The organism is Anabaena sp. UHCC 0253 (assembly GCF_009712085.1).
Lineage (GTDB): Bacteria > Cyanobacteriota > Cyanobacteriia > Cyanobacteriales > Nostocaceae > Dolichospermum.
This window is the reverse complement of record NZ_VILD01000006.1, coordinates 196,436-209,636: the sequence shown is the minus strand read 5'-3', so window position 1 is coordinate 209,636 and position 13,201 is coordinate 196,436. Positions and strand designations below refer to the sequence as shown.

Sequence of the window (13,201 nt, the reverse complement as noted above, 5' to 3'; positions counted from 1 at the left end):
TTGATAATTCCAGTTTATTGATATAACTGGTTTATGATAACCGCACCTTGCGGTTATTTGTTTTTTCAATAGTTCCCTAAGAAATAAAAGATTAAAATGCACAAACTTCTAACATTCCAAAACGAAAAACTCCTGCGTCAAGCATTAACCCACCGTTCTTATGTTAATGAAAACCCAGGAGAAGGGGAACATAACGAACGCTTAGAATTTTTGGGTGATGCTATCCTTAACTTCTTGAGTGGAGAATACCTTTATCGTCTTCACCCGAAAAAAGGAGAAGATGAATTAACTCGTCGTCGTTCCGCATTAGTAGAAGAAAAACAACTAGCAAAATTTGCCATTGAAGTAGGTTTAGATTTTAGAATGCGATTAGGACAAGGTGCAATTTTAGATGGAGGATATCACAATCCTAATTTACTCAGTAGCACCTTTGAAGCTGTAATTGGTGCTTATTATTTAGATAATAATTGTAATGTTGAACCACTGCGTCCCATAGTTAAAGAATTATTTGATTCTGCCTCAGAACATATTGTGGAAATTCGTTCAAATGTAGATTCAAAAAATCGCTTTCAAGAATGGGTACAAGCTCAAGGTAACACAACTCCTCCCAGATATGTTACAGAACAAGTTGACGGACCCTCTCACGCACCAGTATTTGTATCTAAGGTATTTGAAGTAGTTAATGGAATATCCGAATTGCACGGAACAGGTAAAGGACGCAATAAAAAAGAAGCAGAAAAAGCTGCTGCTGAAGATGCTTTAGCTAAATTGAAAAAACAGGGTTTATTAGATTGATAATTGTTGATTTTACTCAAAGCTAAAAAAATATTTTTCCTATCTTTGATCCAATCAACTTTCTTTGATTTCCATTTGCGAAGGCAAAATTACAGTAAAAGTAGAACCAACCCCCACTTGAGAAACTAGCTTAATTTCACCTTTTAATAGTTTCACCAACTGCGAAACTATTGTTAAGCCTAAACCACTACTATCAGGGAGGTGAGATTTTTCACTAGCACAACGAAAATAGGGTTCAAAAATCTGCTTTTGGTTTTCTGGTGCAATACCAATACCTGTATCCGAGACGATAAATTCCCATTTTTGATCATCTAATAGATGACAAGTAATTTTAATACTTCCCGATTCTGTATAGCGAATCGCATTACTAACAATATTTATGAGAATTTGTTGTAATTGAAATGCGTCTGTGATAATTTTTTGGGGTTCTTGTTGACAATTGACTACGAGTACCAATTCTTTTTCAGCAGCTAAAGGCTCAAGGATTTCACATACATTACTAATGATTTCGCAAACATCCGTTGCTGCAAGTTCAAGTTTGATTTTGCCAGCTTCATGCCTAGATACTTCTAGTAAATCATTAATTAAACGTAGCAATTGTCTGCCATTACGTAATACTCGTTCAATATGTTCAATATTATGATAAGTTTCTTTCTTATCACTTTTTCGATGTTGCCGTAAGAATAAATCAGAGTAACCAATAATCGAAGTTAGAGGCTGTTTTAAATCATGGGTTAGTAAAGAGAGATTGTCCCGATTAGCATTAATTAATCGAGTTAATTCCCGATTATGCAACGTTAAAGTATTATGCAAATGAGCTAATTCTCTTAATCTTTCATCAACATAGCTATGAAAACACTGAGCGATCGCTTCATCAAGCACAGTGTTAATTAACCGAAAAGCCCGAATAATATCTTTAGAAGTTCCCTGTAACAAATCTTCTTCTATTACATCATATATTACTACTCTTAACTGATGATATTCCCTAGCAATTTCTTCTGAGTTAAAGCCTTGTGAAGCTCTAATCAATCCATGTTCCCAACTGGCATTGACAATTGACTTAAAATCATTGCTATCAGATATTGAAAGAACTGTCACCAGTGCTTTCAATATATATGGAATGTGATTTTTAATTGCACTGAAAGATAGATTATCAGCACTTTCTATCTGTTTATCTTGGCGAACAGCTATCACCCATTTAGCTATGATATTATCACTTTGATCAGCTAATACTTGGCTAAAATCCATTTATTTAAATTTAGTAAATCTAATTGTCTAGTATATGCCTATGGATACAGATTTGCTCGTATGACAACTATAGCTTAAGAATTAATACTCAAAATCTAGGATACCCAGAAAAATTAGTAGTTAAGTAACAAATATTTATTCTCAATACTGATGTTATGACGAAACATCAATGTTAAGGTGCTATCATTAATTTCGAGTAAGTCAGCCTAGTCCAGTACATTACAATCAGCCGTACTGGAACGGAGGAACCAAATTGTGGGGCGTATTTTTGTCTTGATTTAGTATAGTAATTTGAGGTTTGTAACTCAAAAAAATTCAAAATTGAGCAAGAAAGGGGATCTCTCAACCCTAGCCCGTCAGCTAACTTCGTAGGCACTGAGAGGAGACTGAAGAGACAGAATTTTGATTATATTCTGATCTCATCAGTGTCCAAGGTTGGTACTAGTTAATGTTTTTGTACCCACGCTTAACTCTGTTGAGGTGAAATAGATGATATTTCAATTAAATGTAGCTGCCGTCATTGCAGTTGCTGGAAAAGCTGTTTGGAAAAAAACCAAACCTGTAATTGTCCAGGATACTTTCTTATACCCAGCATTGGGCTTTTTAGGAATTATTTTATTGTGGTGGGTGGTAGCACTTGCTAATCATGAATTAATGCCCACACCACCAGAAGCTTTAATTGCTAATTGGGAGTATATCTTACATCCATTTTATCAAAGAGGTCCAGGTGACTTAGGAATTGGCTGGTTATTATTAGCAAGTTTGTACCGGGTAATCTTAGGATTTGGTTTAGGTGTATTAGTAGCAGTTCCTTTGGGGTTTTGGATAGGAACATCTAGACCGGCAATGCTGGCTTTCAATCCCATTATTCAGATTTTGAAACCAGTATCACCTTTAGCTTGGTTGCCGATATCTTTATCTCTGTTCAATTTGGCAGATCCTTCTGCTATTTTTGTAATTTTCATTACCTCTCTGTGGCCAACTATTATTAATACGGCATTGGGAGTTTCTAGTGTTCCCAAAGATTATTTAGATGTAGCACAAGTCTTGGAAATGCCACGATGGCGACAAATTACCAAAATTATTTGGCCTGCCAGTTTGCCCTATATTTTTACAGGGTTGCGAATTAGTTTAGGAATTGCTTGGTTAGTAATTGTGGCTGTAGAAATGCTCACAGGTGGTGTAGGAATCGGCTTTTTTGTCTGGGATGAATGGAGTCGTTTAAATCTCAGTTCTGTATTTTTGGCTGTAATTGTCATTGGTTTAACTGGCTTAGTTTTAGATTATGGTTTGGGCAAAATTCAAGAATTAGTTACCCACCGTCCAGGAACTTTGAAGTAACACAATTTGTTGAAAAAAAACTGCAAGACGCAATTCGAGTTTGCGTCTGAGTCTGATCTGAATTAATGAATCATTGATACCAATTTGAAAAATGATGGCGATAGATGGAAAGCTGCAAAGCTAATCCAGCAATTTTTGGACAATCCAATAGTGGTATACAAGCATGAGTGAAAATCATTGGAAACGCAGAGACTTTATTCAGGGAATCGGTTTAATGACTGCGGGTTTAGCTTTATCATCCTGTGGAATATCAAAAGATAAATCGGCTACAGGATTGACAGAAGCAGCTTTAGCTGTAGAACCCTTAATTAAACCCCAAGACTTAGAAAAACCCGATATTACCGTTGGTTATGTTCCTGTAAATGATTGTGCGCCATTTGCGATCGCTTGGAAAAAAGGATTCTTCCGCAAATATGGCTTAAATGTCAAACTCAGCCGTGAAGCTAGTTGGGGAAACTCCCGCGACGGTTTAATTTTCGGTCGTCTTGATGCTGCACCCGTCGTTTCTGGTGCTGTCACCAACGCCAGAATTGGCGCAGAAGGGGCGCGTCATGCCCCCTTATGTGCAGCGATGACCTTACACCGTCATGGTAACGCCATGACCATGAACAAAGAAATGTGGGACTTTGGAATACGTCCTTGGTTTGAATACCAGCAAAAATACGGTGATGGGGCTTTAGCAGCCTTTGGAAAGGACTTTCGGGGCTATTTTGATACACAATCCCCAGACAAGAAAGTTTGGGCTGTCGTCCTCAGTTCCGCTATTTATGAATACTTTGTTCGCTATATATCTGCTGCGGCGGGAATAGATCCTCTGAAGGAATTTCGGGTGATTATTGTTTCTCCACCGCAAATGGTGACAAACATGAGAATTGGCGCAATGCAAGCTTACATGGTTGCCGAACCATGGAACACCAGAGCAATTACAGGTAATGAAGGTATCGGTTTTACCTTCGCCCAAGGTAAGGAAATTTGGCAAGGACACCCAGACAGACTACTAGGAGTAATGGAATCTTTTATCGTCAATTATCCCAAAACTTACCGTTCTTTGGTGAAAGCAATGATAGAAGCTTGTCAATATTGTGGCAAACCAGAAAATCATCAAGAAGTAGCCGAATTACTCACAGAACGCTCATTTACTGGGGCAAAACCCAAAAATTCAGGTGTTCCTATGACTAAGTTTACTGGACCGGGAATTATTGGCAATTATAACTATGGTGGTTTTGATGGTAAAAACAGGACTATCAAAGCTGAAGACACGACAATTTTCTCGGAAATTCCTAATAATGTTCCTCATGAAAAAGCAGAAGATTCTACATTTTTATGGCGTTCTCAAAGCATTTGGTTAATGACTCAAGCTGTCCGTTGGGGACAAATCAAGGAAATGCCTAAAAATGCAGACCAAATAGCGGCAAAAGGTTGGAGAACAGATTTATATCGAGAGATAGCCGCAGAAATGGGTATTCAATGTCCCCAGGAAGATTATAAAGTTGAACCTCCAGAAGTGTTTATAGATAAAAAAGGATTTGATCCTAGTGATCCCGTAGGATATCTTAATAGTTTTGCCATCCGAGCTAATGCTCCTAGTCGCTTCTTTATGTCTTAAATAAATCCAAGCAAATAGTTAACAATATCCAGGAGAAATGATCATGAAATATACAGTTTCACCATACCGCAATTATACAGAAACTATGCCCCGTCATGGATTTTTGGAAATAGAAAATTTGGTCAAGTCTTATCCCACACCAGACAAAGGTGAGTATGTTGCTTTAGATGGTGTTAATCTAACAATTGGTGAAGATGAATATATTTCTGTAATAGGTCATTCTGGTTGTGGTAAATCAACATTACTGAAGATTATCGGTGGGTTTCAAACAGCCACATCTGGATCAGTTCGTTTAGATGGCATAGAGATCCGTAAACCAGGTGCAGATAGGATGATGGTATTTCAAAATTATTCTCTCTTACCTTGGTTAACTGTGCGCGAAAATATTCGGTTAGCTGTAGATGAAGTGTTAAAAAAAGCTAATCGTGCCGAAAGAATTAGCATTGTCAATGAACACTTAGCAATGGTAAATTTAATAGCAGCAGCAGATAAATATCCTGATGAAATTTCTGGAGGAATGAAACAAAGAGTTGGTATTGCTAGAGCTTTAGCAATTCGTCCGAAAATGTTATTAATGGATGAACCTTTTGGGGCTTTGGATGCCTTGACTCGCGGTAAATTGCAACGTCAAGTATTAGATATTTGGGAAAATCATCGTCAAGCGGTAATGATGATTACTCATGATGTAGACGAAGCAATTTATATGTCCGATCGCATTGTTTTGATGACTAATGGACCATCTGCAAAGATAGGAAAAATTTTAAAAGTTCCCTTTCAGCGTCCTAGAGATAGAATAGCAATGCGTAATTCCAAAGAATATTTTGAACTCCGCAACCAGGCTCTAAATTTTCTCGACGAAAATTTTACAGTAGATGAATAATATTACAGCAGGAGTCTGTAGAGACGTTCCGGCAGAACGTCTCTAGTTGATAATTGATTTTTGATTTAATATTCCCTTATAATTGGGTAAATTAAATACAACTAATCAATTTCATAATGGCAAAAGTTCTACTCGAAAATATCAAGCGTAAATTCAACAACGTCACCGCTATTGAAGATATTAGCTTGGAAATTCCCGATGGTGAGTTTTGGGTTTTAGTTGGTCCGTCTGGTTGCGGTAAATCAACGATTTTGCGAACTATAGCTGGTTTAGAAACTGCGACATCTGGTAATTTGTATATAGGCGATCGCCTGGTTAATGATGTTCCTGCACGACAACGCGATATAGCCATGGTATTTCAAAACTATGCCCTATATCCACACATGACGGTAGCCGAGAATATCGCTTTTGGGTTACAAATGCGTCAGGTTGCTCCGAAAACTATTAAAGAACGAGTATTAACGGTAGCGCGATCGCTTTCTCTAGAACATCTTTTAGACAGAAAACCCAAACAGCTTTCAGGAGGACAACAACAACGAGTAGCATTAGGAAGAGCGATCGCTCGTCAAGCTCAATTATTTTTACTTGATGAACCTTTATCTAATTTAGATGCCCAATTACGAGATGATACCAGAGCCGAATTAAAACAGCTACATCAACAACTAGGAATTACGACAATTTACGTCACCCATGATCAAGTTGAAGCCATGACTTTAGCTGATAAAATTGTCGTCCTTAATCAAGGGAGAATTCAACAAATTGGTGATCCTCAAAGTATTTATGCTTTACCTGCTAATGAAATGGTAGCCAGTTTTTTAGGTAATCCACCAATGAATATTCTTCCCGCTATCTATCATGGTGATAATTTTAATATTAGTGGGCAGATATTAGCAATTCCTCCCGATTTACAAGAAAAATTGCATTTAAACTCAGGCGAAAGTTATAATTTAGGTATTCGTCCTGAACACTTTCATCTTAATCAAGAGCAAAAAGAGGAAAATTCAGAAGGATTATTTGCAGATGTGAAAGTGGTTGAACCATTAGGAAGAGAAACTTTAATTCGTGCCAGTTTACCTGGTTGTTCCTGGTTTTTGAATGTGCAGATTGGTGGCAATATCCGTTTGCATCCTGGAGAAAAATTGAACTTACAATTAGACCTAAATCAGTTATTTGTATTTAACTGTCAAACTGGTGCAAGAATTTTTCCAGCTTAATTACCAGATACAACTTTAAATCCCGTAGCTTTCAAAATCTCGTTATCATCTTTTCTGACTCTCAAAGTTGGAGAAGCATTTCCTTCTTCAGTAATCGGTTGTTCTAAAATGTAAACATAATCTCCATTTACCCAACCTGTAACACATTTACCATCTCGACAGGAAATTTTACCACCTGTCAATTTGAGACATTTACCATTAGCATCACATCCTTGATAACTCACATTTCCTGTACCATTAACCCCATTCCAAGAATCTGTATTACCGAGTGTAATCGTCCATTCCCCATTACTTAAAGTTTGTGAATTACTACTTTCAGATTGTTTGCGGGAATCTTCATTGACAACTTCCATTTTAGTAATAATGGATTCTTGGCGAGTTTTACCACAAGGTTCTATACTTTCACAATCACTAACTGATTCTATTTCATAAACAGCACGTATTTTTTTATTGAGGAATTTTTTTTCCTCCTCACAAATTTCAAAAGTCGCGCCAACATTATGTTCAATTCCTTTTTCATCTACCAGAGTAACGTAACATAGCAAATCACCATTCACTAACTCCTTAACTATCCCTACTTTTGGTTGTTTATCGGCATTTTTCGTAGTAGTATTATTGTTGTTTACCGTACTAGCTAGATTTTCGCGGACAGGCTTTTGAGGATCTTCTTGATTATTTTCCTCTTCCTGAGTTGCGGTTGCTGGAGAAGATTCTGTTTGACTTTGTTTGACAGTATTACTCGCATCTATATCACTTGATGCGCTACCACAACTTACTATTGATATACAGGTAATAATTAAAGAAACTGTGGAAATTAATTTTTTCATGATCAGTTAGTATTAAGACTTATTATTAATTACAACATATTTAACTTGATTTACAAGTATCTTCATTTTTTGTAACTGTATTTTTAAGTAATTGGACAGAATTAATTAAGTAGAACGGACTAAATAATTCCCGGTTTGTAGTGAGGACTTTAGTCCTTATTTAAGGGCTTCAGCCCTTACTACCAAAGCATCTCAATATTTTTTACATTACTTAATCTAAGTTGATTTATTTTGGTCTAGTTACTGACACAACTGATTTTTCTGTTCCCTCTCTCAACGAGTGAATTTAATTTTGTCCGACTACTTATTACTCAGGTAAAACCTGAATTAATTGATAATCTTTAAAACTACCAATTACCCGATAATTTGTTGGTGAATTACCAGAACTTGGTTGATAAATCCAAGCATAGCTTAAACTAGATAACTGAGATATTGAATCTACACTTTCACCATATTTAGGAGTATAGAATTGAATTAGCACAGATTCTTTATCACCAAATTGGCTATTTTTAACAAAATTAATGGGATAATTCTCTAAAATCCCAGCAATTGATTCTTGTTGGTAAAATACTCTAAATTTTGGGTTAAAATCTCCTAATAAACCCAAAATCCCGGCTGTAGCTAAGGATAACCAACAGCTAACTAACAATCCACCTAGCCAATATTTAGCATTAAGAAACTTTTGTTGGTAGTGAAAATTTCCTATCCATACCAATGGTGTAATTAAGTTACCAAACCCAGAAATAATAGACAGAATTGCATATTTGTGAATTTCTACATCACCCCATATTAAAATACCTATTCCAGCTAATATTAAAATGATGCCTAATATTCCCCAAGCATAACTAAAATTTCGGGTTAAAAAACCCATATTACTAGATGGAAATTTATCTGCAAATCCTTTTTGGTAAATTTTTCCTAACCAATCTAAACCCACCGCAGCCAGAAAAGCGATAAATGGATAAAGACAAAGACTATAATGGGATAACCGAGTTGTAAATATACTAAGTTCAATAAATAAGATAATTGGGAAACCTATTAATATTAGTGAATAAGCAGACATAGAACGACGAATGACTAATACTAATCCCAATAAACTAAAAAAGAACCAAGGAAAAGATTTTAAAGATAGATTCCAAACATAAAACAAAATGCCATTTTTATGTTGTTCCTTGCTACCTAGTTCTACAACAAATCCCAATAAAGCCCCAATACTATTGCTACCATAACGCAACCAGCTAAAATAAAGCCAAGCTACTGTAGGAATTAAACCCACTAAAAACCCTAAATACAACATGGGGTTAGTTAAATGGCGATGACGGTTATGATTGATAATTAAATAAGGTGATAATGCCATCATAGGCAAAAAAATCATTAAGCTTCTGAGCAAAAAACCTAAGCTAAAACTTAACCCAGCAATAAAACCATAAAGAAATCGTTTTCGAGGATCTATATCAGATTTTAGTAAACAAAAAATAGCAACGAATACTAGGAATATACTTGGTATATCTGGTGCGGATAAACGACAATACTGTAACCAGAGAAATTGTATATTTAAAATAATAATTGCTAGAAATGCTAATTGTTTATTTAATAGTATTTTCCCGACTTCATAGATAATGAATATACTAATAATACCAGCAATCATGGTAGGCATTCTTGCCGTAAAATCACTAATACCAAATAGCTGATAAAAAATAGCAATCAACCAATAGAAACCAGGCGTTTTATGATGAGCATTACCCCAAGGAGCTACCCAGTCACCAGTCTCGAACATTTGTCTTGCTCTTCCAGCATACAGGGCTTCGTCATGAGCCATAAGACTGGTTTCTCCAGATGTAAATAGTAATAAAGGTATTAACCAAATTAACAATTTGCTATATGGAAGTTGCCAAAATCGCCAAAGTAATTGCCAAAAAGCTAAAATTAGGGGTGATTTAAAAAACATTGATAGATTATAAATATCAATTTTTACATGGGTAAAATAATTTGCGTTATGATACTAACTCATTCAATGCAAATACTAGCCAAAATTCTCAACTTGTACAAATAAGACGTTTATGCTTCTTAAACCAGATCAACGCATTAAGTTAGATGACTCAGATGATCAGTTATTCTACAGTTACCCTCGCTTTGTCACTCATGTAGATGATGGTTTTATTCAGCAATTAACGGATTTGTATAGTCAGCGACTCCAACCTCAGACGCGTATTCTTGATTTAATGAGTAGTTGGGTATCGCATCTACCCACAGATATAGATTTTGCCCATGTGGAAGGCCATGGACTCAACGCGGAGGAACTAGCCCGAAATGCTCAATTAAATCATTATTTTGTGCAAAATATCAACACAAATCCGCAGTTACCTTTCCCAGATCAAGACTTTGATGCTGTTATTAACTGTGTTTCTGTTCAATATATTCAATACCCAGAGGCGATATTTTCAGAAATACATCGCATTCTTAAACCGGGTGGAATAGCAATTATTAGTTTTTCTAACCGGATGTTTTTTCAAAAAGCAATTCAAGCTTGGCGCGATGGTTCGGAAGCTTTTAGAGTAGAATTGGTCAAGGGCTACTTTACGTCAGTACCGGGATTTACAACCCCAGAAGTTATTGCTCAAAGGTCAACAGCACCAAGTTTTTTACAGTGGTTAGGAGTACCGGGTGGAGATCCTTTATATGCGGTGATAGCTCATCGTCTAACCTAGTATTATACTACACTAACTATTAAATATTGGTGATTATCAATACCTTGAATAGTTATATAAAAGTAAATTTTCTGGCTTGTGGGTGACGGCAGAGTTGATAATTGCCTAATAAGCTCAAGTATTTAGGAGAAGCCAAAAATGTTTACAAAGCGTGGGCAGAAAGTATTAGCGGCTGTATTACTATCAGTGATGTTACTGACTACAGCTTGTGCTACAAAAGCACCTAGTCGTTTTGATCAGGTACAACAGGAAAGTACCCAGAAAAAAAGCGGACAGGCTGTTGTTAAAGATGCGACTCAGGGGAGTAAGTTAAATGCGTTCTTCCCTAGTGGCGGAGATGGCTATAATCGAGTTTATACTCAAGAAAAGAAAGGCTTTTCAGAAGCCAATTTGAAAAAAGGCGATAAAGTAGTTGCCCAATTGGCTATTTCTGATACGAGTAGCACACCAGCAGCAGCATCAAAATTTGCTAATAGCTCCAAAAAAATTGGTGGTTATCCCGCAGTAGAACTTGGTAAAACCCAAACTTCGGTTTTGGTGAATAAGTACCAAGTGAAAGTAATTTCTAAAGATCCATCATTTACAGCGAGCGATCGCGCAGCATGGATAGAAAGATTCAATCTTAGTGGTTTAGCAAAGTTGAAATAGTTTCACCACTTCTCTAAGAGTATTCCAAGTAAAAAAATGCCCAATTGTCATTGCGTTCGCGGAGCGTGGCGTTAGCCATATGGAGCGGAGCGGAATGAAGCAATCTCTGGTTTTGGATCATTTATTGTTTGGAACACTCTAACTAACAACGGACGTTAATACAAAACATTGATAAGGAGACTTTTGTGAGTAAACCAATTTTCGAGTTAGTTGATGAACTTCCTACCAAGGGATTGACAATTTCTCTACTAAATGCTTTAGATTTTGTTGCTCCTGGTGAGTGGAAAAACACTGTCGGTTTTGTCAATACCATTAAAACTGTGACAGGTGAAGATGACGAAGACTTAATTCAACAAATTGGCGAAAGAGCGATTTATCTGTTTAATGATAAATCCCAAGGATATCAAACTGCCCTCTGGCTTTATCAAACAGTTGACTCTACAGATAGAGCTTTGGGTGCAGCAGCTTTAGCTAACAAAGTTGGTGAAGCAATTCCTCTCTTCGGTTTTTAAACTCTATTACTCCTAAAGCAGACAAAGCTCAAACCATCGATCTCACCTTAAAATAGTTGCTGAATTAGTTGCTTTTTGCCAAATTAATGGCATTCCCGGTGACAGTATTGGTGATTTTGTCGGTGCTTTAGGTGAGTATGGTGGCGAGTCACTTATCCGCATGGTGGCGTTAATTTGTGTTGATGGTTTAATTCCCCTTGGTCCAGATTTTATTGATAAGTCATTATCAATGCTCAGTCAAATGAAACCCCAAGAGTTACAACAAAACTCAACTTTTGCAACTATGCAAGATGCCATTCCTGGTAACGGTATTGGTGGGAAAATGGACTTTCTTGGTAATAGTCTAGATTCTGTTAAAGGTTGGATGAATGGTATTGTCTCCGCTAATGCTTTAACAGCACAATCAGTCTTGGGTCATTTCAAAGGTTTTCTAGACGTTGCTGATGATAAATTGGACTATGTAGCAGCATTTCTAGATATGTCTACAAATTACTATGAACACACAGGAACGCAGACTTTAGCACGACGTTTAATTGAACGAGCAATAGCTGAAATCTAGCAGTTAATCTATTGTTCAAAAAACAACTTAGGGGCAAGATAAACTCGCCCCTAATCAACTCCAATAGCATTTTTTCCTGACTTTTAGCCCTAACGAAAAGACTTTTTTAGTAATAATAATTTAATTAAAATCTATCGTAGATTAAAGGAAATCCTGAAAGGATTTCCAGTTTTAGCCGGTATGACTAAAAATTTATCGTTTGAAGCGAGAACGTTGTTGACGGCGTTGTTTGTGTCTAGCGATCGCTTTGCGTTTTTCTTTTTCTAAAGGTGTTTCAAAGTGACGCTTTTTCCGCATATCTTGGAAAATTCCCGCCTTAGAAACTTCCCGCTTAAATCTTCGCAATGCTGACTCAATACCTTCATTTTCACCTAAAACCACTTGTGTCATTTTCGTTTCTCCTTAATGCTAAATCAATATTTGCCGACTAGAGCTAAAATAAAATATTCCAGCAGCGTTTAGACCAGGGCTGTATCTGCTGGATACTCTAGATGTTAATTTTTTTAAACAGACTTAATAGCGACGACCACCGCCGCCACTACCGCCACTGCGATCTCCGCCGCCACCGCGATTGCTCCAACTTCCGCCGCCACCGCCGCGAGAAGAACCTCTGTCTTCGCGGGGTTTAGCTTTGTTTACTCGCAGATCACGACCCATCCATTCAGCACCATCAAGGGCTTCAATGGCTGCGGCTTCTTCTGTTTCTTTCTCCATTTCCACAAAGGCAAAACCCCGTGGACGACCAGTTTCCCGGTCTGTAGGTAGCTGCACGCGACTAACCGTTCCGTACTCCGCAAAAGCCCGTTTCAGGTCTTCTTCTGTTACCTGATAGGACAAATTACCAACGTAAATCGACATAGACG

12 protein-coding genes, 1 pseudogene and 1 riboswitch are annotated in these 13,201 nt (G+C 37.0%); of the genes and pseudogenes, 8 read left to right on the top strand and 5 right to left on the bottom strand.

Annotation, left to right across the window (positions count from 1 at the left end; all coding sequences use genetic code 11):
- Positions 1-96: 96 nt before the first annotated feature.
- Positions 97-795 carry a ribonuclease III gene (rnc, locus tag FJR38_RS17610; protein WP_168538467.1) on the top strand — a complete coding sequence of 233 codons (699 nt, stop codon included), beginning with the start codon at positions 97-99 and terminating at the stop codon, positions 793-795.
- A 54-nt stretch (positions 796-849) separates the two neighbouring features.
- On the opposite strand, the gene FJR38_RS17605 is transcribed toward rnc, so the two are convergent.
- A complete protein-coding gene (locus FJR38_RS17605) occupies positions 850-2,043 on the bottom strand; it encodes a HAMP domain-containing sensor histidine kinase (protein ID WP_168538465.1) in 1,194 nt (397 codons plus the stop codon).
- A 193-nt stretch (positions 2,044-2,236) separates the two neighbouring features.
- Positions 2,237-2,433, top strand: a riboswitch (cyclic di-AMP (ydaO/yuaA leader).
- 99 nt (positions 2,434-2,532) lie between these two features.
- On the opposite strand from FJR38_RS17605, the gene ntrB reads away from it, so the two are divergent.
- From ntrB to FJR38_RS17585, 4 genes are all read left to right on the top strand, one after another.
- Positions 2,533-3,384, top strand: a complete 852-nt coding sequence (ntrB, locus tag FJR38_RS17600) for a nitrate ABC transporter permease (protein ID WP_168538463.1) — start codon at positions 2,533-2,535, stop codon at positions 3,382-3,384.
- 163 nt (positions 3,385-3,547) lie between these two features.
- Positions 3,548-4,990: an ABC transporter substrate-binding protein gene (locus tag FJR38_RS17595; RefSeq protein ID WP_168538461.1), complete on the top strand. Its 1,443-nt coding sequence runs from the start codon at positions 3,548-3,550 to the stop codon at positions 4,988-4,990.
- A 43-nt stretch (positions 4,991-5,033) separates the two neighbouring features.
- Entirely contained in the window at positions 5,034-5,870 is an 837-nt protein-coding gene (locus FJR38_RS17590; RefSeq protein WP_168491445.1) for an ABC transporter ATP-binding protein, read from the top strand.
- Between the two features lie 116 nt (positions 5,871-5,986).
- On the top strand, positions 5,987-7,084 hold the full coding sequence (locus FJR38_RS17585) for an ABC transporter ATP-binding protein (protein WP_168491443.1): 1,098 nt from the start codon (positions 5,987-5,989) through the stop codon (positions 7,082-7,084).
- Here the strand turns inward: FJR38_RS17585 and FJR38_RS17580 are convergent.
- Both FJR38_RS17580 and FJR38_RS17575 read right to left on the bottom strand, forming a co-directional pair.
- Entirely contained in the window at positions 7,081-7,911 is an 831-nt protein-coding gene (locus FJR38_RS17580) for a hypothetical protein (RefSeq protein WP_168491441.1), read from the bottom strand. The genes FJR38_RS17585 and FJR38_RS17580 overlap by 4 nt on opposite strands.
- Before the next feature lie 307 nt (positions 7,912-8,218).
- Positions 8,219-9,859, bottom strand: a complete 1,641-nt coding sequence (locus tag FJR38_RS17575) for a glycosyltransferase family 39 protein (RefSeq protein WP_168491439.1) — start codon at positions 9,857-9,859, stop codon at positions 8,219-8,221.
- Between the two features lie 112 nt (positions 9,860-9,971).
- On the opposite strand from FJR38_RS17575, the gene FJR38_RS17570 reads away from it, so the two are divergent.
- The 3 genes and pseudogenes from FJR38_RS17570 (at position 9,972) to FJR38_RS17560 (ending at position 12,338) form a co-directional block, all read left to right on the top strand.
- Positions 9,972-10,619, top strand: a complete 648-nt coding sequence (locus FJR38_RS17570; protein WP_168491437.1) for a class I SAM-dependent methyltransferase — start codon at positions 9,972-9,974, stop codon at positions 10,617-10,619.
- Between the two features lie 138 nt (positions 10,620-10,757).
- A complete protein-coding gene (locus FJR38_RS17565; protein WP_168538460.1) occupies positions 10,758-11,267 on the top strand; it encodes a hypothetical protein in 510 nt (169 codons plus the stop codon).
- 185 nt (positions 11,268-11,452) lie between these two features.
- Positions 11,453-12,338, top strand: a pseudogene (locus FJR38_RS17560) (hypothetical protein).
- A gap of 192 nt (positions 12,339-12,530) precedes the next feature.
- Here the strand turns inward: FJR38_RS17560 and rpsU are convergent.
- Positions 12,531-12,728, bottom strand: a complete 198-nt coding sequence (rpsU, locus tag FJR38_RS17555) for a 30S ribosomal protein S21 (protein ID WP_015078697.1) — start codon at positions 12,726-12,728, stop codon at positions 12,531-12,533.
- 123 nt (positions 12,729-12,851) lie between these two features.
- Entirely contained in the window at positions 12,852-13,196 is a 345-nt protein-coding gene (locus FJR38_RS17550; protein ID WP_168491431.1) for an RNA-binding protein, read from the bottom strand.
- Positions 13,197-13,201 lie beyond the last annotated feature (5 nt).

Coding starts and splice junctions, on each gene's coding strand:
- rnc (WP_168538467.1), top strand. CDS start 97: ATGCACAAACTTCTAACATTCCAAAACGAAAAACTCCTGCGTCAAGCA.
- FJR38_RS17605 (WP_168538465.1), bottom strand. CDS start 2,043: ATGGATTTTAGCCAAGTATTAGCTGATCAAAGTGATAATATCATAGCT.
- ntrB (WP_168538463.1), top strand. CDS start 2,533: ATGATATTTCAATTAAATGTAGCTGCCGTCATTGCAGTTGCTGGAAAA.
- FJR38_RS17595 (WP_168538461.1), top strand. CDS start 3,548: ATGAGTGAAAATCATTGGAAACGCAGAGACTTTATTCAGGGAATCGGT.
- FJR38_RS17590 (WP_168491445.1), top strand. CDS start 5,034: ATGAAATATACAGTTTCACCATACCGCAATTATACAGAAACTATGCCC.
- FJR38_RS17585 (WP_168491443.1), top strand. CDS start 5,987: ATGGCAAAAGTTCTACTCGAAAATATCAAGCGTAAATTCAACAACGTC.
- FJR38_RS17580 (WP_168491441.1), bottom strand. CDS start 7,911: ATGAAAAAATTAATTTCCACAGTTTCTTTAATTATTACCTGTATATCA.
- FJR38_RS17575 (WP_168491439.1), bottom strand. CDS start 9,859: ATGTTTTTTAAATCACCCCTAATTTTAGCTTTTTGGCAATTACTTTGG.
- FJR38_RS17570 (WP_168491437.1), top strand. CDS start 9,972: ATGCTTCTTAAACCAGATCAACGCATTAAGTTAGATGACTCAGATGAT.
- FJR38_RS17565 (WP_168538460.1), top strand. CDS start 10,758: ATGTTTACAAAGCGTGGGCAGAAAGTATTAGCGGCTGTATTACTATCA.
- rpsU (WP_015078697.1), bottom strand. CDS start 12,728: ATGACACAAGTGGTTTTAGGTGAAAATGAAGGTATTGAGTCAGCATTG.
- FJR38_RS17550 (WP_168491431.1), bottom strand. CDS start 13,196: ATGTCGATTTACGTTGGTAATTTGTCCTATCAGGTAACAGAAGAAGAC.